Source organism: Pseudomonas sp. DCB_AW, assembly GCF_026240895.1.
Classification (GTDB): domain Bacteria; phylum Pseudomonadota; class Gammaproteobacteria; order Pseudomonadales; family Pseudomonadaceae; genus Aquipseudomonas; species Aquipseudomonas kermanshahensis.
Map to the genome: position 1 here is coordinate 1 of NZ_JAPFCE010000007.1, position 18,174 is coordinate 18,174.

Annotated in this window: 20 protein-coding genes; 9 read left to right on the forward strand and 11 right to left on the reverse strand. The window is 62.7% G+C overall.

What is annotated here, in order from left to right; translation table 11 throughout:
- Positions 1 to 173 precede the first annotated feature (173 nt).
- Positions 174 to 923 carry a 3-oxoacyl-ACP reductase family protein gene (locus OO306_RS06810; RefSeq protein ID WP_085273713.1) on the reverse strand — a complete coding sequence of 250 codons (750 nt, stop codon included), beginning with the start codon at positions 921 to 923 and terminating at the stop codon, positions 174 to 176.
- A 118-nt stretch (positions 924 to 1,041) separates the two neighbouring features.
- Between OO306_RS06810 and OO306_RS06815 the strand changes: the two genes are divergently transcribed.
- A complete protein-coding gene (locus OO306_RS06815; protein WP_265968161.1) occupies positions 1,042 to 1,980 on the forward strand; it encodes a LysR family transcriptional regulator in 939 nt (312 codons plus the stop codon).
- Positions 1,981 to 2,107: 127 nt separating this feature from the next.
- On the opposite strand, the gene OO306_RS06820 is transcribed toward OO306_RS06815, so the two are convergent.
- Both OO306_RS06820 and OO306_RS06825 read right to left on the reverse strand, forming a co-directional pair.
- Positions 2,108 to 2,578 carry a GreA/GreB family elongation factor gene (locus OO306_RS06820; RefSeq protein WP_265968162.1) on the reverse strand — a complete coding sequence of 157 codons (471 nt, stop codon included), beginning with the start codon at positions 2,576 to 2,578 and terminating at the stop codon, positions 2,108 to 2,110.
- 2 nt (positions 2,579 to 2,580) lie between these two features.
- Positions 2,581 to 2,967 carry a hypothetical protein gene (locus OO306_RS06825; protein ID WP_027596035.1) on the reverse strand — a complete coding sequence of 129 codons (387 nt, stop codon included), beginning with the start codon at positions 2,965 to 2,967 and terminating at the stop codon, positions 2,581 to 2,583.
- A gap of 131 nt (positions 2,968 to 3,098) precedes the next feature.
- Here OO306_RS06825 and earP point away from each other — a divergent pair, with 131 nt between their 5' ends.
- Both earP and efp read left to right on the forward strand, forming a co-directional pair.
- On the forward strand, positions 3,099 to 4,232 hold the full coding sequence (gene earP, locus OO306_RS06830) for an elongation factor P maturation arginine rhamnosyltransferase EarP (RefSeq protein ID WP_265968163.1): 1,134 nt from the start codon (positions 3,099 to 3,101) through the stop codon (positions 4,230 to 4,232).
- Positions 4,233 to 4,280: 48 nt separating this feature from the next.
- Positions 4,281 to 4,850: an elongation factor P gene (efp, locus tag OO306_RS06835; RefSeq protein WP_265968164.1), complete on the forward strand. Its 570-nt coding sequence runs from the start codon at positions 4,281 to 4,283 to the stop codon at positions 4,848 to 4,850.
- A 58-nt stretch (positions 4,851 to 4,908) separates the two neighbouring features.
- On the opposite strand, the gene OO306_RS06840 is transcribed toward efp, so the two are convergent.
- The 3 genes from OO306_RS06840 to OO306_RS06850 all read right to left on the reverse strand — a co-directional run bounded on the left by OO306_RS06840 (position 4,909) and on the right by OO306_RS06850 (position 6,944).
- Positions 4,909 to 5,337 (reverse strand): organic hydroperoxide resistance protein, encoded by a 429-nt coding sequence (locus tag OO306_RS06840; protein WP_027596038.1) that lies wholly within the window; start codon positions 5,335 to 5,337, stop codon positions 4,909 to 4,911.
- A gap of 140 nt (positions 5,338 to 5,477) precedes the next feature.
- Positions 5,478 to 5,933, reverse strand: a complete 456-nt coding sequence (locus tag OO306_RS06845; protein ID WP_027596039.1) for a MarR family winged helix-turn-helix transcriptional regulator — start codon at positions 5,931 to 5,933, stop codon at positions 5,478 to 5,480.
- A gap of 54 nt (positions 5,934 to 5,987) precedes the next feature.
- A complete protein-coding gene (locus OO306_RS06850; RefSeq protein ID WP_265968165.1) occupies positions 5,988 to 6,944 on the reverse strand; it encodes a LysR family transcriptional regulator in 957 nt (318 codons plus the stop codon).
- A gap of 113 nt (positions 6,945 to 7,057) precedes the next feature.
- Here OO306_RS06850 and OO306_RS06855 point away from each other — a divergent pair, with 113 nt between their 5' ends.
- The gene (locus OO306_RS06855) at positions 7,058 to 7,807 is read left to right on the forward strand and encodes a sulfite exporter TauE/SafE family protein (protein WP_265968166.1); all 750 of its coding nucleotides are present in this window, start codon (positions 7,058 to 7,060) and stop codon (positions 7,805 to 7,807) included.
- Between the two features lie 142 nt (positions 7,808 to 7,949).
- On the opposite strand, the gene OO306_RS06860 is transcribed toward OO306_RS06855, so the two are convergent.
- Positions 7,950 to 8,801, reverse strand: coding sequence for a LysR substrate-binding domain-containing protein (locus tag OO306_RS06860; RefSeq protein ID WP_027596042.1), 852 nt, complete (start codon positions 8,799 to 8,801; stop codon positions 7,950 to 7,952).
- A 96-nt stretch (positions 8,802 to 8,897) separates the two neighbouring features.
- Between OO306_RS06860 and OO306_RS06865 the strand changes: the two genes are divergently transcribed.
- Positions 8,898 to 9,116: a DUF1127 domain-containing protein gene (locus OO306_RS06865; protein WP_027596043.1), complete on the forward strand. Its 219-nt coding sequence runs from the start codon at positions 8,898 to 8,900 to the stop codon at positions 9,114 to 9,116.
- Between the two features lie 24 nt (positions 9,117 to 9,140).
- Here OO306_RS06865 and OO306_RS06870 read toward each other — a convergent pair whose 3' ends face one another.
- Positions 9,141 to 10,487 (reverse strand): class II 3-deoxy-7-phosphoheptulonate synthase, encoded by a 1,347-nt coding sequence (locus OO306_RS06870; protein ID WP_027596044.1) that lies wholly within the window; start codon positions 10,485 to 10,487, stop codon positions 9,141 to 9,143.
- A 116-nt stretch (positions 10,488 to 10,603) separates the two neighbouring features.
- On the opposite strand from OO306_RS06870, the gene OO306_RS06875 reads away from it, so the two are divergent.
- On the forward strand, positions 10,604 to 11,359 hold the full coding sequence (locus OO306_RS06875) for a spermidine synthase (protein WP_099453281.1): 756 nt from the start codon (positions 10,604 to 10,606) through the stop codon (positions 11,357 to 11,359).
- Between the two features lie 432 nt (positions 11,360 to 11,791).
- The gene (locus OO306_RS06880) at positions 11,792 to 13,474 is read left to right on the forward strand and encodes a DEAD/DEAH box helicase (protein ID WP_027596046.1); all 1,683 of its coding nucleotides are present in this window, start codon (positions 11,792 to 11,794) and stop codon (positions 13,472 to 13,474) included.
- Positions 13,475 to 13,655: 181 nt separating this feature from the next.
- Here OO306_RS06880 and OO306_RS06885 read toward each other — a convergent pair whose 3' ends face one another.
- Positions 13,656 to 14,423 (reverse strand): class III extradiol ring-cleavage dioxygenase, encoded by a 768-nt coding sequence (locus OO306_RS06885; protein WP_265968167.1) that lies wholly within the window; start codon positions 14,421 to 14,423, stop codon positions 13,656 to 13,658.
- Positions 14,424 to 14,534: 111 nt separating this feature from the next.
- Between OO306_RS06885 and OO306_RS06890 the strand changes: the two genes are divergently transcribed.
- Complete coding sequence (locus OO306_RS06890) at positions 14,535 to 15,185, forward strand: thiopurine S-methyltransferase (RefSeq protein ID WP_265968168.1); 651 nt, start codon at positions 14,535 to 14,537, stop codon at positions 15,183 to 15,185.
- Between the two features lie 60 nt (positions 15,186 to 15,245).
- On the opposite strand, the gene htpX is transcribed toward OO306_RS06890, so the two are convergent.
- Both htpX and OO306_RS06900 read right to left on the reverse strand, forming a co-directional pair.
- Positions 15,246 to 16,133 (reverse strand): protease HtpX, encoded by an 888-nt coding sequence (gene htpX / locus OO306_RS06895; protein WP_003259721.1) that lies wholly within the window; start codon positions 16,131 to 16,133, stop codon positions 15,246 to 15,248.
- 264 nt (positions 16,134 to 16,397) lie between these two features.
- A complete protein-coding gene (locus tag OO306_RS06900) occupies positions 16,398 to 17,609 on the reverse strand; it encodes a pyridoxal phosphate-dependent aminotransferase (RefSeq protein ID WP_085273706.1) in 1,212 nt (403 codons plus the stop codon).
- A gap of 167 nt (positions 17,610 to 17,776) precedes the next feature.
- Between OO306_RS06900 and msrB the strand changes: the two genes are divergently transcribed.
- Positions 17,777 to 18,172 carry a peptide-methionine (R)-S-oxide reductase MsrB gene (gene msrB, locus OO306_RS06905; RefSeq protein ID WP_027596050.1) on the forward strand — a complete coding sequence of 132 codons (396 nt, stop codon included), beginning with the start codon at positions 17,777 to 17,779 and terminating at the stop codon, positions 18,170 to 18,172.
- Positions 18,173 to 18,174: the final 2 nt, after the last annotated feature.

Below are 18,174 nucleotides of genomic sequence, written 5' to 3' on the forward strand. Positions count from 1 at the left end.
CGCATGGCGCGATATCGCGTCGAACAAACAAGGCGGTCGCGCGCGCCTGTCACAGGCGTTACTGGCCAAAAACAAACGTAGGAGCGAGCGTTGCTCGCGATGCGCCGCGCGGGCGGCGCTCGATCTCCCAGGCGCTAAAAAAACCACGGCCTACCCCCAGAACCGCCCCCACCTCAAGCCGCAAACCCACCATCCGCCGTCAAACTGGCCCCAGTGATGTACCCCGCCTCTGGCCCCGCCAGGTAGGCCACGAAGCTGGCAATCTCATCCACCTGCCCATAGCGCCCAATGGCCATCAGCGGTATCAGGCTGTCGGCAAACTCACCGCTGGCCGGGTTCATGTCGGTGTCTACCGGGCCGGGCTGCACGTTGTTGACGGTGATGCCCTGGGGGCCGAGGTCGCGTGCCATGCCGCGGGTCAGGCCCACCAACGCCGACTTGCTCATGGCGTAGGGGGCGCCACCGGCAAAGGGCATGCGCTCGGCGTTGGTGCTGCCGATGTTGATGATGCGCCCGCCCTGGCCCATGTAGCGCACGGCCGCTTGGCTGGCGACGAACACACTGCGCACGTTCACCGCCAGCATGCGGTCGAAGTCGCCCAAGTCGAACTCGGCGATCGGCGCCACCGTCAGCACGCCGGCGTTGTTCACCAGAATGTCCAGCCCACCAAAGGCCTTCGCGGTGTCATCCACCGCCAATTGCACGGCGGCGGCGTCGGCGCTGTCGGCGCGCAGGGCGAGGGCTTGGCCGCCGTTGCCGATGATTTCCTGGGCCAGCTGTTCTGCCGGGCCGGCGGAGCTGACGTAGGTGAAGGCAACCCGAGCACCGTCGCGGGCCAGGCGGCGCACGATGGCCGCACCAATGCCGCGGGAGCCGCCCTGGACCAGGGCTACCTTACCGTCGAGTGGAAGTTGTTTGGACATGCTGATCTCCTGCTGGGAAGCAAGGCCGAATGCCTTGGATGGGCGCAGTATCGGTGGCTAATTACCTGCTGATAAGATGGCAATCACTATTAGCAGAGTAAACCTTTGGTTGTTAATCATGGCCGTGGAGTCGTTCAACGCCCTCGAATGCTTTATCCGCAGCGCCGAGGTCGGCAGCTTCGCCGAGGCCGCTCGCCGCTTGAGCCTAACCCCCGCCGCAGTGGGCAAGCATGTGGCTCAGCTGGAAGCCCGGTTGGGCGTGCGACTGTTCCAGCGTAGTACCCGCAAGCTGACCTTGACCGAAGCAGGCCAGCGTTTTCTGGGTGAAGTAAGTGACAGCTTTCGTACCATCCAGTACGCCGTGGCTAACCTGGCCAGTGCCGAAGGCCAGCCGGCCGGGCTGCTGCGGGTCAGCATGGGCACGGTGTTCGGGCGGTTGTACGTGTTACCCCTGTTGGGAGAATTCTTGCGCCGTTACCCGGCGATTACCCCGGATTGGCATTTTGACAATCGCCAGGTCGACCTGATTGGCCAGGGCTTCGATGCTGCTATCGGTGGCGGTTTTGATTTGCCGCCGGGGGTGGTGGCGCGCAAGCTGACCCCGGCGCACCGGGTGCTGGTGGCTGCGCCTGCCTACCTGGACCAACAGGCGCCGATCGAGGACCCGCAGGCGCTGCAGCGCCACGCCGGCATTCTGATTCGCTCACCGCAGACCGGTCGGGTGCGCTCCTGGCCGCTGACCAGTCGCTGGCAGGAGCAGCAGCCGTTGGTGCTGCGCCAAGCAATGACCATGAGCGATTCGGATGCGGCCTGCGCGGTGGCGCAGCAGGGGTTGGGGGTTGCCTTGGTCAGTCTGCCGTTTGCCGTGCCTTACCTGCAGGCCGGGCGGCTGCAGCGGGTGTTGCCGGATTGGTATGTGGACGATGGTCATATCAGCGTGTATTACGCCCAGCACAAATTGTTGCCCGGGAAGACGCGGGCGTTTATCGATTTTGTCGTGGAGCAGTTCGCGCAGCAGGGGTTGGCGGGGCAGTTCGATGCGCTGCAGGGCCTTTAGATTGATGCTGCCTGATCCGGCCTCTTCGCGGGTAAACCCGCTCCCACAGGGATGGCGCAATACCTGGGCACAGATTTCAGGCCTGCAGTGATCCTGTGGGAGCGGGTTTACCCGCGAAGAGGCCTGTTCAGACAACATCAACAATGAAGAATACCTGCGCCCCCAAGCTCACCTCGTCATCCACCCGCTTGCCCACCAGCTGCTGCCCCAGTGGCGAGCGCGGTGTGATCACGGTCACCAGTTCATCCCCTTCACCCACTTTCAACCCCGCCGCCTCAGGCCCGAGGAACAGCCTACGTTGCTGGCCATCCTCGTCCTCAAGGGTCACCAGGTTGCTCACCTGCACGCCACGCGCAGGGTCGTAGTCACGCAACAGCAGTTGCTGGTAAATCTGCAACGCCTGGCGAATCTCGGCAGTACGCCGCGCCTGGCCGGTGGCCAGGTACGAAGCTTCAAGGCCCAAGGTGTCATACTTGTTTTCGGCGATGTTCTCTTCCGCGGTGGCGGCTTCGTACGCGGTCTGCGCGGCGCGGCTCAGCACGTCTACGTCATATTCGAGGGTCGCGACGATGCGCGTGAGTAGCAGGGGCTTGTCCATCTTCAGTAACAGAACTCCAGCACATGGGCCTGGCTTTTTTCGGTGGGCGCGGTGCGGTTCTGTTGCAGCCAGAACTGGCACTTGGGGCTGTTGAGGTTGCGAGGGTTGCCTTGGGCAGCCTCGGCGGCCTGTTGCAGTTGCTGCTGGTGCAGGATGTCCTTGTAGCGCTCGAACATTTCGCCCTGGGCATCTACCGGTGGCGGCGCGGCGGGTTGGCTGCGGGCAGGGGCCACGGCCTGGGCGACCGGCTGCACCTGCTCTGGCCACAGCTGCAACGCCAACCACAGGCTCATGGCGATGGCCACGGCGCCCAGCCACAGGCCAAAGGCCACGCAGAGGATCAGTTGCAACGGCTTGAGGGTGATTTTCAGTTCGCGGTGGCGGGGCATGGCAGCCTCCTGGCAGGGCAGTTCGAGGTGCATTGTCGCACGCTGTCGGCGAATTTTACCCGTGGGTGCTTTTGTCCACGGCAATTAATCCGCAGAATTCGCGGTTTTGGGCACCATGAGGGGGAGGGCACATGAAGGCCACCTGGGACATCTTTTGCACCGTCGTCGACAATTATGGCGACATCGGCGTCACCTGGCGCCTGGCGCGGCAACTGGTGGACGAGCACGATCTGGCGGTGCGCCTGTGGGTGGACGACCTGAACGCCTTCGTGCCGATGTGCCCCGGCGCCGATGCCACGGCGCTGCAACAATGGCAGCACGGTGTCGATGTGCGCCAGTGGCCTGCCGAGTGGCTGCCGGTGGAGCCTGCCGAGGTGGTGATCGGCGCGTTCGCCTGCCAGCTCCCGGCGCACTATGTCGAGGCCATGCGTGCGCGGCCCAAGCCGCCGCTATGGCTGAACCTCGACTACCTCAGCGCCGAGGACTGGGTTGAGGGTTGCCACGGTTTGCCGTCGCCCCAGCCCAACGGCTTGCGCAAAGTGTTCTTCTTCCCAGGCTTTACCGAAAAAACCGGTGGCCTGTTGCGTGAGGGCGATTTGCTGGCGCGGCGCGAAGCCTTCGCGCAGTCTGCCGAAGCCCGGCAGGCATTCTTGCAGCGCCTGGGTGTACACCCCGAGGCGCAAGCGCGGCTGATCTCGCTGTTCGCCTATGAGAACACCCAGCTGGGCAACTGGCTGGATGCGTTGGCAGCAGATACCCAGCCGACCCACCTGCTGGTCCCGCAAGGGCGCATCCTGGCTGACGTCGCCCATTGGCTGAGCGAGCCGGGGCTGGCGGTGGGCGATGTGCGCCTGCGCGGGTCGCTGACGGTGCAAATTTTGCCGTTCGTCAGCCAGGACGATTATGATCGCCTGCTGTGGGCCTGCGACTTCAATGCCGTGCGCGGCGAAGACTCGTTCGTGCGTGCGCAGTGGGCCGGGCGGCCGATGCTGTGGCACATCTACGTGCAGGACGAGAACGCCCACTGGGAAAAACTCGAAGCGTTCCTTGCGCATTATCGACAAGGCCTGTCAGACGATGCCGCTGACGCACTGGTTGCGTTGTGGCGTGCCTGGAACATGGACAACGACGTCGGCCAGGCGTGGCAAGCGGCCCAGCGGCACTGGCCAGAACTGCAGCAGCATGCCCGAAATTGGGCGGCCCGTCAGGCCACTCGGCCGGACCTTGCCATGACGCTGGTACAGTTTTACCGAAATTGGCTATGATATGCGGCCTCGATTTTTATAAATCCATCCAGATTCGGATACTTCGTAATGAAAACTGGTAAAGAACTGAAACCCGGTACCGTACTGCGGATCGACAACGACCCGTGGCTGGTTCAAAAAGCTGAGTTCACCAAATCGGGCCGTAACAGCGCGATCATGAAAACCAAGCTGAAGAACCTGCTGACCGGCTACAAGACCGAAACCGTCTACGGTGCGGACGACAAGCTGGACGACGTGATCCTGGATCGCAAAGAAGCGACCCTGTCGTTCATCAGCGGTGACTCGTACACCTTCATGGACACCACCGACTACACCATGTACGAACTGAACGCCGAAGATATCGAGGCTGTTCTGCCGTACGTCGAAGAAGGCATGACCGACATCTGCGAAGCCGTCTTCTTCGAAGACCGCCTGGTATCGGTAGAGCTGCCGACCACCATCAGCCGTAAAGTTACCTACACCGAAAACGCTGCTCGCGGCGACACTTCGGGCAAGGTCATGAAGCCAGCCAAGCTGAGCAACGGCACTGAAATACAGGTTGCTGACTTCATCGAAATCGACGAGATGATCGACATCGACACTCGCGATGGCACCTTCAAGGGCCGTTCCAAGAAGTAATTCTTCTTGTGATGCGCACAAAAAACCCGGCCTCGGCCGGGTTTTTTTATGCCTGCATTCAGACGGTCACGTGCAGCCTTACATCCACATTGCCGCGGGTGGCGTTGGAGTAAGGGCAGACCTTGTGCGCCTTCTCCACCAAACCTTCGGCATCGGCCTGGGCCAGGCCCGGCAGGTTGATGTGCAGGTCGATGTCCAGGCCGAAACCACCCGGGATCTGGCCAATGCCCACGTTTGCAGTGATCGAGGCATCGGCCGGCAGGGCTTTTTTCTCTTGCCCGGCGACAAATTTCAGTGCGCCGATGAAGCAGGCCGAGTAGCCGGCCGCGAACATCTGTTCAGGGTTGGTGCCGTCACCGCCCGCGCCGCCCAGTTCTTTGGGGGTGCTCAGCTTGACTTCCAGCTTGCCGTCGCTGGAGCGGGATTTACCGTCGCGCCCGCCAGTGGAGGTGGCTTCTGCGATGTACAGCGGAGTGACCTTTTGCATCTTGAGCCTCGCTAATGTGCTGTGCGCAACCGGGTGGCGGCGGCGCTGGGTAGGTGTGGGATTTAAATTAGCGCGCAATTAGTTTGCGCGCAAGATAAATCATCACCGTTCATCCGAACGGCCATCACACAGCATAGCGCTCAGAGGTTTTTCTGCAGGTTGTCGCGCAGTTCGAGCAGGTCGGCTTGCAGCTGTTTCAGGCGTTCCAGGCTGCGCCCGCTGGCCTTGAGGATGCACGGAGGCACCTGTTTGGCCTGTTGTTGCAAATCACGGCCCTTGTCGGTCAGTTGCACCAGTACCACCCGTTCGTCCTCGCGGCTGCGGGTGCGCTTGAGCAGGCCTTCGCTTTCTAGGCGCTTGAGCAGCGGGGTCAGCGAGCCAGGGTCGGTGAGCAGGTGCTGGCTGATCTCGCCCACGGTCAGGCCATCCCGCTCCCACAGCACCAGCATGGCCAGGTACTGCGGGTAGGTCAGGCCCAGCGCTTGCAGCAGCGGCTTGTAGACCTTGGTCATCAGCAACGAGGTCGAATGCAGGGCGAAGCAGACCTGGTTGTCCAGCAGCAGCTCGTCACAGGAGGCTTGGGTGTCGGCGTTCATGCAGGTCCTTGGAATAATCAATGGGGAAATCTAGCACGCTGATCATTAGTGCGTTCATTGCCAGCGCAGTTCACTGCGCAGGGCCAGGTCCCAGGGTGGAATGGGGCTGAAACGGCTCTTGAGAAATTCGAGCAGTAAACGGCTGCGAGAGTTCGTTTCATGTGCCAGGCGTAACGCATAAATGCCACTGGACTCGGCGGCTGGCAGGCCACCTTCGCAAAACAGCGGGACCAGTTCGCCGCGCAGCAGGTAGTCGCTGATCAGCCAGGTGGGCAGGTGGGCAATGCCCAAACCCGCGAGGGCGCCGAACAGCAGGGTTTCGGCGTTATTGGCGGCCATGCGCATGCGCGACGGCCGGTACAGGCGGGCCTGGCCGGCCACGCTGAAGCGCCAGGCAAACGGCGGCGCCAGGCCGTCCCAGTCTAGGCCGTCGTGCGCAGGCAACTCGCTGGGGCACGACGGTACGCCTCGGCTGGCCAGGTAGGCCGGGCTGGCGCAGGCGATGCGGACCATGTAGGCCAGCGGTGTGGCGACCAGGCGCGTATCGGCCAGGGGGCCTGCACGCAACACCAGGTCGACTTCGCCGAGGTGGCTGCCTTGCAAGTCGACGAAGCTGTCGATCAGGCGCAGGTGCACGTCCAGCCCGGGGTAGGCCACGAGGAAGTCGGCGATGGCCGGGGCGAGGTGGCGACGGCCAAACGCGGCGGGGGCGTCGATGCGGATGAGGCCTTCCGGGGCGCTGCTCAACGAGACGGCTTCGGCGCGGGCCAGGCGCAGTTCCTCGATGATGCGTCGTGCGCGTTCGGCAAAGGCGTTGCCGGCCGGGGTGGCGCGCACTGCGTGGGTGCTGCGGGTGAACAGCCGGCTGCCCACGGCGCTTTCGAGGTTGTCGATGCGCCGGGCCACGGCCGAGGGCGTCAACGGGTGGCGCCGCGCGGCGGCAGAGAAGCTGCCGGTTTCCAGCACGTCGAGAAACAGGCTGAGTTGGTCGGTGAGGATATCGGGGTTCATGGTGGCTCGGCTTTGCATAAAACGCACAGCCATTGTGCGCTGCTGTGCGTTTCCCCACCAGCCCCGACTCGGTAGCATGCTCACCATTGCAAGCGAGAGGCGCAGAGGCCCTGATGATCGAGTGGTTGTTGTATATCGCGTTGGGCGCTGCCCTGGGCACCATGGGTGGTTTGTTCGGCATTGGCGGCGGGTTGATAGCAATCCCGGCGCTGGGGGTGTTGTTCGGCTTGGACCAACAGCTGGCGCAGGGCACTGCGTTGGTGATGGTGGTGCCGAATGTGTTGCTGGCGCTGTGGCGCTACCACCAGCGCAACCGCATCGAGCTGCGCCATGCGCTGCCGTTGGCACTGTGCAGTTTCCTGTTCGCCTGGCTGGGGTCGATTTGGGCGGTGGGCATCGATGCCCAGTCCATGCGGCTGGGTTTTGTCGGCTTTCTGGTGGCGCTGGCGGTGTGGAACGTGGCGCGGATGTTCCTCAAGGTCGCGCCGCCCAGCCCTGAACTGCGTTACGCCTGGCCGTGGCTGGGCGTGCTGGGGAGTTTTGCCGGGACCATGGGTGGGCTGTTCGGGGTAGGGGGCGCGGTGGTTGCCACGCCTATTCTGACCAGTGTGTTCGGGACCACGCAGGTGCTGGCGCAGGGGTTGTCGCTGGCGTTGGCGGCGCCCAGTACGACGGTGACCCTGTTGACCTATGGCGTGCACCAGAGTGTTGACTGGGGGGTAGGGATCCCCTTGGCGGTGGGTGGGCTGCTCAGCATCAGCTGGGGGGTGAGGTTGGCGCATGCCCTGCCAGAGAAAGTGTTGCGGGCGATGTTTTGTGCGTTCCTGGTGGTGTGTGCGGTGATGTTGGGGTTTGAGCTTTAAGCGCACATGCAGCAGCCATCTCCCTGTAGGAGCAGCCTTGCGCTGCGAAGAGGCCCGTCCAAGCTTCGCAAAATGTCGCTGAAATCACCGGCCTCTTCGCAGCACAAGGCTGCTCCTACACAAAGCTATGGCTGCCACTGATCTATTTGAACCCTTCGACGATGTAATCGGCCATGCAATCGGTGATCGGGGACGGGTGCTGCGTGCTGCGCACCAGCATCACATTGGCCACCGGCAACTGCGGCAGCCCGTCGCTCTCGCCCAAAATCCGTATGTTGCCGCCGATCAGGCTCTGCAACTGTGCCGTCACCGCCAACCCGGCAGTGACGATGGCAAAGATCGCCGCCAGGCTTGGGCTGGTGTAGGCAATGCGGTAGTCGATGCCTTGCGCTTCTAGCGCATTGCAGGTCCAGGCGCGGCAAAAGCAGTCGGTGTTGAACAGCGCCACCGGCATGGGCCGTTGCTCCTGCGGGCAAAACCCTTCGGCGGCAGCCCACACCAGCCGTTCCTGGCGCAACAGCTGGCCGACTTCGTTGCCCGGTTCGCGGGTGACGATGGTCAGGTCCAGGTCCTGGCGCAACATCAATTGCTTTGACGAATCGCAATGCACCTCCACCTGCACCAGCGGGTAAGCCTGGGCAAAACTCGACAGGATGGTCGGCAGAAAGCGCATGGCGTAATCGTCGGGTGTGCCGATGCGTACAACCCCGACCATGTGCGGCATGCGCAAGGTATTGAACACTTCGCCGTGCAGCTTGAGGATGCGCCGGGCATAGCCAAGCAGTACCTGCCCTTCAGCGGTGAGGCGTACCTGGCGGCCCTCGCGCTCGAACAGCTGGCGCTGCAGGATGTCTTCCTCCAGGCGTTTCATTTGCATGCTGACCGCCGACTGGGTGCGGTTGACCACCTCGCCGGCGCGGGTGAAACCGCCTTGCTCGGCAATGGCGACGAAGGTGCGCAATACGTCGGCATCAAGGCTTTGATACTGGGACATTGCATCAATCTCCGAGATGCATGGCATCAGAAACATTCGTTGGATTGATCTTAAGCCCGGCGCGAGACTGGAGCCATCAACACGGAGGGCTTCACGATGAAAGGTCATGTCAGCAGCATCCAGCAACCTGCCTTTTCCCTGAACCACCTGTGGCACGCAGCCCTGCAGCGCCCGGCGCGTTGGTGGGAGCTGTACCGTCAGCGCCAGGAGCTGGCCAGCCTCAGCGATGCCACACTGCATGACCTGGGCTTGAGCCGGGCGGATATCCAGCAAGAGGCCGAGCGGCACTTCTGGGATGATCCGCTGCGCAAATAGGCCGTTTTTTGTAGGTGCGGCGGTTTAGCGGCGCACCTGCTTGAGGGTTTCGGCAATCAGAAACGCCAGTTCCAGCGACTGATCGGCATTCATGCGCGGGTCGCAGTGGGTGTGGTAACGGTCCGATAGGCCGTCTTCGGTGATCGGGCGGGCGCCGCCGATGCATTCGGTGACGTTCTGCCCGGTCATCTCGATGTGAATCCCGCCTGCATGGCTGCCTTCGGCCTGGTGCACCTGGAAGAACTGCTTCACCTCATCGAGGATCTGCGCAAAGTCACGGGTCTTGTAGCCACTGCTGGCCTTGATGGTGTTGCCGTGCATGGGGTCGGAGCTCCACAGCACCTTGCGCCCCTCGCGCTCGACAGTGCGGATCAACCCTGGCAGGTGGTCGCCGACCTTGTTGGCGCCCATGCGCACGATCAGGTTGAGCCGGCCGGGGTCGTTGCTCGGGTTGAGGGTGTCGATCAGGCGGATCAGTTCTTCGGGGTTCATGCTGGGGCCGACCTTGACCCCGATGGGGTTGTGCACGCCGCGCAGGAACTCGACATGGGCGCCGTCGAGCTGGCGCGTGCGGTCGCCGATCCACAGCATGTGCGCCGAGCAATCGTAGTAGTCGCCGGTCAGGCTGTCCTGGCGCACGAAGGCTTCTTCATAGTTGAGCAGCAACGCTTCGTGGGCGGTGAAGAAGCTGGTCTCGCGCAGTTGCGGCGCGCTGTCCAGCCCGCAGGCACGCATGAAGGCCAGGGTCTCGTCGATACGGTTGGCCAATTGATGGTACTTGTCGGCCAGCGCCGAGTTGGCGATGAAGTCCAGGTTCCACTTGTGCACCTGGTGCAGGTCGGCAAAGCCACCTTGGGCAAAGGCGCGCAGCAGGTTGAGGCTAGCGGTGGCTTGGTGGTAGGCCTGCAGCAGGCGGTCCGGGTCGGGGATGCGGCTTTTTTCGTCAAAACCGATGCCGTTGACGATATCGCCACGGTAGGCGGGCAGGGTGACGTTGCCGATGGTCTCGTCGCCCGCAGAGCGCGGCTTGGCAAATTGCCCGGCCATGCGCCCGACCTTGACCACCGGGCAGCCGGCAGCAAAGGTCATGACGATGGCCATCTGCAGCAGCACCTTGAACGTGTCGCGGATCTTCGCGGCGGAAAACTCGGCAAAGCTCTCGGCGCAGTCGCCGCCCTGCAACAGGAACGCGCGGCCTTCGGTGACTTCGGCGAACTGCCGGCGCAGCTCGCGGGCCTCGCCCGCGAACACCAGCGGCGGGTAGCTGGCCAAGGTCTGTTCGACCTTGAGCAGGTGCGCGGCGTCGGGGTAGGTCGGTTGCTGCTGGATAGGCAGGGCACGCCAGCTGTCAGGGCTCCACGGTGCGTTCATTTCGGGCTCGATCTTGTGGGTTGTAGGCTTTGGGTCATGGTAACAGTTGCCGCCGCGCTTGTTGCATCGGGGGTGTTGGCGGACAATGCGCGTTTTTGCACGGGCGAGTGGCGAACATGACGGCGGAACGGGAAGAGCGGCTACTGGCACGGGTCGAAGATGCCTTTGGCGTCATCAGCGTGTACGAGGTGGACGACTACCGTTTTCTCGAATTCGGCGATGCGATCGAGCAGAGCTGCGTATTCACCGCCGACCCCAGCTGGCTGGAATATGACTACACCCGCGCCATGCTGGTCGGCGCCTTGTGCCACGCGCAGCCCGAGAGTGCGCTGTTTCTGGGCCTGGGCGCCGGCACGCTGACCCAGGCCTGCATGAAGTTTCTGCCGCTGGACGATATCGAAGCCATCGAGCTGCGCCCGGACGTGCCGCGCCTGGCCATGGAATACCTGGGCCTGGACGATGACCCGCGCCTGTATGTGCGGGTGGGCGATGCCATCGAGCTGTTGCCCAGCGCAGAAAAGGCCGACCTGGTCTTCGTCGACCTGTACACCGACTTTGGCCCGGGTGTCGGGCATCTGGCCTGGGGGTTTCTGGACAACTGCCAGAAGCAGCTAAACCCTGGGGGGTGGCTGGTGATCAACCAGTGGGCCAGCGATGACGGCAGGCCGCTGGGCGCGGCGCTGCTGCGCGGCTTGTACCACCGGCATTATTGGGAGTTGCCGGTGAAGGAGGGCAACGTGATCCTCTTGGTGCCGGCGGACCTTGAGCAAACGCTGGACATGCAAGGGCTGCGGGCGCGGGCTGAGGCGCTGGCGCCGCAGTTGGGGTATAGCCTTGACGGGCTGATCAAAGAAATTCGGCCTGCTACCTGAGCAGATGACATCCCCTTGTAGGCGCAGCCTTGTGCTGCGAAGAGGCCGGTGAAAGCAGCAAGAATTTACGCTGCCTGCAATGGCCTCTTCGCAGCGCAAGGCTGCTCCTACAAGGGGATGCGAATTAACGATTCAGCCGGTGGTCGCTAATGGCTATAGGGTGGCTCCGGTCTACCGAAAATTTTCCTCACGTAACCCGTTAATTCGGGTATAGTACGCGCCGGTCTTTTAGCGGACCTCAAAATCAGGTGGTGCAAATCCTCCGAGTCCAGCTTCGGCTGCACGTCCGCTAGGCGGACCTTCCCAAGTTTTTCTTTTTCAATCGTTTTCGCAAATCCCCGCCGCCAAAGCTGCCTGGGTGACCTTCTGGTCTTTCAAGGCATGTGCAGCTTTGGAGCATGGGTCTTTGCGGATGCACCTAGAGGCAGACCCATGACCCAGGAAACCGGCGGATTCGCCGCTCTCGATCTCAATCCGAATATTGTTGCTGCTGTACTGGCTACCGGCTATGAAGAGCCGTCCGCCATTCAGCATCAGTCGATCCCGATCATCCTCGCCGGTCACGACATGATCGGCCAGGCGCAGACTGGCACCGGCAAGACCGCTGCCTTCGCCCTGCCGATCCTCAATAAGATCGACGTGAGCAAGCGCGAACCGCAAGCCCTGATCCTGGCGCCAACCCGTGAGTTGGCGCTGCAAGTTGCTACCGCTTTCGAAACCTACGCCAAGCAGATGCCGGGCGTTAACGTGGTCGCTGTTTACGGTGGTGCCCCGATGGGCCCACAGCTGCGTGCCATCCGTAACGGCGCGCAAATCGTCGTCGCTACCCCAGGCCGTCTGTGCGACCACCTGCGTCGTGACGAAAAAGTCCTGTCGACCGTACAGTACCTGGTACTGGACGAAGCCGACGAGATGCTCAAGCTGGGCTTCATGGATGACCTCGAAGTAATCTTCGACGCAATCCCAGCTAGCCGTCAGACCGTTCTGTTCTCCGCAACCCTGCCGTCGTCGATCCGCTCGATCGCTGAACGTCACCTGCGTGAACCCAAGCACGTCAAGATCCAGAGCAAGACCCAGACCGTTACCGCGATCGACCAGGCTCACCTGATGGTCCATGCCGACCAGAAGATCCCGGCTGTTCTGCGTCTGCTGGAAGTTGAAGAGTTCGACGCGCTGATCGCCTTCGTGCGTACCAAGCAAGCCACCTTGGACCTGGCCGCCGCGCTGGAAGCCAAGGGCTACAAGGCTGCTGCGCTGAACGGCGACATCGCCCAGAACCAGCGTGAGCGCGTTATCGACTCGCTCAAGGATGGCCGCCTGGACATCGTCGTCGCCACCGACGTCGCTGCCCGTGGTCTGGACGTACCGCGCATCACGCACGTGTTCAACGTTGACATGCCGTACGACCCAGAGTCCTACGTTCACCGTATCGGCCGTACCGGCCGTGCCGGTCGCGAAGGCCGTGCACTGCTGCTGGTCACCCCGCGTGAGCGCCGCATGCTGCAAGTGATCGAGCGTGTTACCGGGCAGAAAGTTGCCGAAGCACGCCTGCCGAATGCCCAGGCCGTTCTGGATGCTCGCATCAAGAAACTGACCTCGAGCCTGGCGCCGCTGGTGGCCGAATCGGAAGCCAGCCATGGCGACCTGCTCGACCGTCTGACCACCGACCTGGGTTGCAGCCCGCGTGCCCTGGCTTCGGCCTTGCTGCGCAAAGCCACCAATGGTCAGGCGCTGGACCTGGCTGCCGTAGAGCGCGAGCAGCCGCTGGTACCGGGCGTTGGTGCACCGCGTGAGCGTACTGGTGAGCGTGCAGAGCGTGGCGAGCGCAGTGACCGTGGTGACCGTGAGCGTCGTGCGCCAATGCCGCTGGCTGAAGGCCGCGTGCGTTGCCGTACTGCCCTGGGTGCCCGTGACGGCATCGCTGCCAAGAACCTGTTGGGTGCGATCCTCAACGAAGGCGGCCTGGCCCGTGACGCTATCGGCCGTATCCAGGTACGCGACAGCTTCAGCCTGGTCGAGCTGCCGGAAGATGGCCTGGAGCGTCTGCTGTCCAAGCTCAAGGACACCCGCGTGGCTGGCAAGCAGCTGAAGCTGCGTCGCTACCGCGAAGATTGATCCTGGCGTAATAAAAAAATCCCCGGCCTGAGCTGGGGATTTTTTTTGCCTGTATGAAGCACACACGGCCCGTGTAGGAGCAGCCTTGTGCTGCGAAGAGGCCAGTGCAACCACAGTGAATGCTCGCTGCTTGCACCGGCCTCTTCGCAGCACAAGGCTGCTCCTACAGGGGATTGGTGTTTCAGTCGAACCTGTAGATATCCATCCCCAGTGCGCCCAAGGTGAACCCTTGGTGGACGATGCCGAACGTGCCCCCGGCGCCGAGGGCAAAAAACAGCGGTAGCAAATGCTCATCACTGGGATGGTTACGCACCGCAAACGGTGCCGCTTGCCGGTAACCCACCAGCGCCTCCCGGTCATCCTCCTGCAGCCGCGCCACCACCCAATCCCGAAATGCCAGCGCCCAAGGCTCGATCACGTCCGGCCCGGCGTGCCAGTCCAGTTCGCCCAGGTTATGGGTAATGCTCCCCGAGCCCACCAGCAGTACCCCCTGCGCGCGCAAGCCTGCCAGTGCCTGGCCAACCTTGAGTTGCAAGGCAGGCCCCAGCTGACTGGGTAGCGACACCTGCAGCACCGGGATGTTGGCGCCCGGGTACATCAGCGATAACGGCACCCAGGCGCCATGGTCGAACGGCCGGTGCGCATCGGTGCGCGCCGGCAAGCCGGCAGCGCCCAGCAATGCGCACACCTGCTCGGCCAGCGCAGGGGCACCCGGTGCCGGGTACTGCACGGCATACAACGCCTGGGGGAAACCGTGGAAGTCGTGCCAGGTCTCGGGCTGCTGGCTGCCGGTCACCAGCAGCTCACGGCTTTCCCAGTGCGCCGACACCACCACGATCGCCATGGGTTGCGGCAGGGCGTTCGCCAACCCGGCCAAGGCCGGCCCGCTGGCGCCTGGCTGCAGGGCAAGCATGGGGGAACCATGGGAAATGAACAGGCTGGGCAGCATGGTGATGTCCTGAGGGTTAAGATGCAGTCATCTTCGATCAGTTATCGATCGAAATCCAAACCAAGTTTTCTGCGCTATGTATCGAAGCGCTTGATAAGTACAGGAGCAACCATGGAGCCAGCGTTCTGGCACAAACGATGGGCCGACAACCAGATCGGCTTCCATCAAGCGCAGGTCAACCCCTACCTGCAAGCGCACTGGCCAGCGCTGGCGCTGCCGGCTGGCAGCCGTGTGCTGGTGCCGTTGTGTGGCAAGAGCCTAGACCTGGCCTGGCTGGCAGGGCAGGGGCATCGGGTGCTGGGGGTGGAGCTGTCGCGGCGGGCAGTGGAGGGCTTTTTCCAGGAGCACGGTCTTGAGGCAGACGTTACGCAGAAGGGCGCGTTCGAGGTTTGGCGCAGCGCCGAAGTAGAGCTGTGGTGCGGCGACTTCTTTGCCTTGCAGGCCCAGGATGTAGCAGATTGCGCGGGGTTCTATGACCGTGCGGCGTTGATTGCTTTACCGCCCGAGATGCGCCTGAGCTACATGCGGCTGTTGGCTGACGTGCTGCCAGCGGGGTGCCAAGGGCTGTTGGTAACGCTGGATTATGACCAGGCGCTGTTGGCTGGCCCGCCGTTTTCGGTGGCCGATGATGAGGTGCGGCACGGGTTTGCCGGTCGGCAGGTGGAGCCGCTGGAGGTGCTGGAAATCATCGAGCAGAGCCCGAAATTTGCCCAGGCCGGTGCTACCAGCCTGCTCGAGCGGGTGTATCGCATAGGCCTCTGAAGGGGGCCACCCACAAAAAAGGGCGACCGAAGTCGCCCTTTCTTGTTTTTGCCGGGTGGATCAACCGCGACGGCGCAGTGCCTCGATACGGTCTTCCAGCGGCGGGTGGCTCATCAGCAGCCCGGCCAGGCCGTGCTTGAGGCCGCCATTGATGCCAAAGGCCTTCATGGTGTCCGGCATATGGACTGGCAGGCCTTGCTCCACACGCAGGCGCTGCAGGGCGCCGATCATCGCGGCTGTGCCGGCCAGTTGTGCGCCGGCTTCGTCGGCACGGTACTCGCGGCGGCGCGAGAACCACATGACGATCATGCTGGCCAGGATGCCCAGGATCAGCTCGGCAACGATGGTCGCGACGTAGTAGGCAATACCCTGGCCTTCTTCGTTCTTGAAGATGACCTTGTCGACGAAGTTGCCGATGATGCGGGCAAAGAACATCACGAAGGTGTTCACCACGCCCTGCACCAGCGCCAGGGTGACCATGTCACCGTTGGCCACGTGGCCGATCTCGTGGGCCAGCACGGCACGCACTTCATCGGGCGAGAAACGCTCCAGCAGGCCCTGGGACACCGCTACCAGGGCGTCGTTGCGGTTCCAGCCGGTGGCGAAGGCGTTGGCCTCGTAGGCCGGGAAGATACCCACTTCGGGCATCTTGATGCCGGCCTCGCGCGACAGCTCCTCGACCGTTTGCAGCAGCCACTGTTCGTGGCGGGTGCGCGGCTGCGAGATGATCTGGGTGCCGGTGGTCATCTTCGCCATCCACTTGGAGATGAACAGCGAGACAAGGGAGCCGGCAAAGCCGAACACGGCGCAGAACACCAGCAGGCTGCTGAGGTTGAGGTCGACCCCGTTGGCGGCCATGAACCCGTTGAAACCGAACAGGCTCAGGGTAATGCTTGCAACCAGCACCACCGCGAGGTTGGTGGCTACAAACAACAGAATGCGCATCATGGTTGTTACGTTCTCCTGACGGATGAGTGTGTTGCTTACTGCGGGGTATATAAGGTGCAAGCCGTGCCGATTCAATCGGGCGACTATTTCAAACTGTGTACGGCGGAGTATGGCAGAGGATGCGGTGGGGGCTGTGAGGTAGAGCGTTGCAGGATGTAAGAAACATTTGGGGCTGCTTTGCAGCCCATTCGCAGCGCAAGGCTGCTTCTACAGGAGAACGCGTACACCTGTAGGAGCAGCCTTGTGCTGCGAAGAGGCCTTCAGTTACTGCGAATAAGTCCGCAGGAAATTCCCGATCCGCCCGATCGCCGCTTCCAGGTCGTCCACCCGCGGCAAGGTCACCACGCGGAAGTGGTCCGGCCATGGCCAGTTGAACGCTGTACCTTGCACGATCAGCAGTTTTTCCGACAGCAGCAGGTCTAGCGCGAACTTCTCGTCATTGAGGATCGGGCAGACCTTCGGGTCGATCCGCGGGAACGCATACAGCGCGCCCATCGGCTTCACGCAGCTCACGCCCGGGATGTCGTTGAGCAGCTCGTAGGTGCGGTTGCGCTGCTCCAGCAGGCGGCCTTGTGGCAGCACCAGGTCGTTGATGCTCTGGTAGCCGCCCAGGGCGGTCTGGATGGCATGCTGGGCCGGCACGTTGGCGCACAGGCGCATGTTGGCCAGCATGTCGATGCCTTCGATGTAGCTCTGGGCGTGGTGCTTGGGCCCCGAGATGATCAGCCAGCCGGAACGGAAACCCGCCACCCGGTACGACTTGGACAGGCCGTTGAAGGTCAGGCACAGCAGGTCGGGGGCCAGCGAGGCGGTGCTGATGTGCACGGCTTCGTCGTAGAGGATCTTGTCGTAGATCTCGTCGGAGAACACCACCAGGTTGTGCTGGCGCGCCAGCTCCAGCATGCCCAGCAGCAGCTCCTTGGAGTACACCGCGCCGGTCGGGTTGTTCGGGTTGATGATCACCAGGGCCTTGGTGTTCGGGGTGATCTTGGCCTTGATGTCTTCAAGGTCAGGGAACCAGTCGGCCTGTTCGTCGCACAGGTAGTGCACCGGCTTGCCGCCAGCCAGGCTCACTGCGGCGGTCCACAGCGGGTAGTCGGGGGCCGGGATCAGCACTTCGTCGCCGTTGTTGAGCAGCGCCTGCATCGACATGACGATCAGCTCGGACACGCCATTACCGAGGTAGATGTCCTCGATGGTGACGCCTTCGATTTCCTTCTGCTGGCAGTACTGCATCACCGCCTTGCGCGCGCTGAACAGCCCTTTGGAGTCGCTGTAGCCCTGCGCGGTGGGCAGGTTGCGGATCACATCCTGGAGGATTTCGTCCGGCGCCTCGAAGCCAAACGGCGCCGGGTTGCCGATGTTCAGCTTGAGGATGCGGTGGCCTTCCTCCTCCAGGCGTTTGGCGTGCTTGAGCACTGGGCCGCGAATGTCGTAGCAGACATTGGCGAGCTTGTTCGATTTGCTGAACTGCATGATGGGGTCCCGGTTGAGAATACGCACCGCGCCCTTTCGAAAGGTTTGAAAGGGCAGGAAGCGGGTGCCAGACTGAACGCCTGGCACACGAAGCCAACTAATATACGTGCCACCCGCGTTACGGAAAAGACGGCGCGGGGTGAAATTAAGCCTGTCGAGGTCCCTACATGCAAAAGATCGAGAAGACACTTGAACAATGGCGGTCGATGCTCGACCCCGAGCAGTACCAGGTGTGCCGCCTCAAAGGCACCGAGCGGCCGTTCAGCGGCAAGTACAACAGCGAGCGCCGTGATGGTATCTACCATTGCATCTGCTGCAGCCTGCCGCTGTTCGATGCGCAAACCAAGTTCGATTCTGGCTGCGGCTGGCCGAGCTTCTACGCGCCGATCGAAGACAGCGCGATGATCGAGATTCGCGACACCACCCACGGCATGATCCGCACCGAAGTCACCTGCGCCCGCTGCGATGCGCACCTGGGCCACGTGTTCCCCGACGGGCCACCCCCGACCGGCCTGCGCTATTGCATCAACTCGGTGTGCATCGACCTTCGACCACGTGACTGACC